The organism is Metabacillus sp. 22489 (assembly GCF_052044855.1).
Classification (GTDB): domain Bacteria; phylum Bacillota; class Bacilli; order Bacillales; family Bacillaceae; genus Metabacillus; species Metabacillus niabensis.
The window spans coordinates 1-1,466 of record NZ_JBQENT010000111.1; the positions used below are offsets into that span (position 1 = coordinate 1).

1 protein-coding gene is annotated in these 1,466 nt (G+C 35.7%); it reads right to left on the reverse strand.

Going from position 1 to position 1,466, the window contains the following annotated elements:
• Positions 1-6: 6 nt before the first annotated feature.
• Positions 7-1,370 (reverse strand): IS1182 family transposase gene (locus tag ACTJJ9_RS26255; protein WP_186324351.1). Its coding sequence is split into 2 segments (ribosomal slippage): positions 7-791 and positions 791-1,370, totalling 1,365 coding nucleotides; the frame shifts between segments, so codons are not numbered across the junction.
• Between the last annotated feature and the right edge of the window lie 96 nt (positions 1,371-1,466).

The following is a 1,466-nucleotide window of genomic DNA, read 5'->3' on the forward strand; positions in this document are numbered from 1 at the left end:
ACACACCTAGCTTAACCTAGCTAGGTATGTGGCAATCTTTTTCATATTCTGGCAGGCTGCGGTGAGAAGCACCTGCTCACTAGCATTCCTTAATCCCCGTAACCGGCAGTAGCGAAGCCCATGCAATTCTTTTGAATCTGCAAAGCTTCGCTCTACCTTTTCTTTTCTAAATTTATATAGTTCTTTCCCAGATGGGGAAAGGCGATTTAATCTAACTTGCTCCTTATGGTCTTCCCAAACATGTCGAGTTACTACTTTTTGTTTGGTTTTCGACCTTGTGCACTGTGAGAGTAGAGGGCATGTTGCACATTTCTTGGGATCAGATTTATATTCTCGATATCCTTCTCTTGTAGTTGTTCGATAAGTTAACTCACCCTTATTTGGACAAACATATAGATCATTCTCTTTATCATATGTAAATTTCCATTTAGGAAACAAACCTTTGGTTGGCTTAAATCTTCTATGGGCAATTACTCCAAATATCCCTCTATCCGATAATCCCTTACAAACAGCACTAGTTAAATATCCTGAATCCAAAGCTGAAGCTTCTACTTTAAAACCAAATCGCTCGATTTGGCGGTCAAGTCTTGATAAATAAGGAACAGAATCATGAACATTTCCTGGTGTAACATAGGCATCAGTTATAATGTTAAATTTAAAGTCTGTCGTTCGATGATCCAGGTAGCAGAACATTTCCTGTTTGTTATCTCTAGACATAAATCCACTTTCAGGATCGGTTGAACTTACTCGTATTACCTTAGTTTCCTCCACCTCCTCTCTTTCCTTTAGAGCTTTTTTCCATGATCTATACGATCTTGTTCAATAGCTTTATTTAAGTCTTCAAAATAATCTCTAGTCTCAACCTCAACAGTTTCTCTAGTGAATTTGTGTTTATTCGCATTAGCTTTTAAATGAGTAGAATCCGTAAAGAGAACTCTTCCTCCTACCATACGATGTTCCATTGCCTGAAACACGATCTCATCAAAGATTTCTTGGAATATATTTGTTTCTGCAAAACGAGTTCTACGATTCCAGCTTATTGTAGAATGATGAGGAACTCGATCAGATAATTTCAACCCTAAAAACCATCTATAAGCAATATTCATTTTAATTTCTTCTTCTAATTGTCTCTCAGAGCGAATTCCATATAGATAGCCAACAAACATCATTTTAAAAAGAACTAGAGGATCAATTGAAGGGCGTCCATTATCCTCACAATAAAAAGGTTTTACCTTTTCAAGAATGAATGAAAAATCTATATATTTATCAATTTTTCGAAGTAGATGATTTTCAGGAACAAGGTCATCTATTACTATAAATTCAACTTCATTTTGCGTGTTTTCTCTTGTATTGAACAAAAATATCACCATCCCAATTTTGTTATCTATATTATACCATATTAACGCGGTGAAAAGTTAAAGTAATTAGATAAAATAATAGGCTGCCGAGGTTTCTCGACAGCCTGA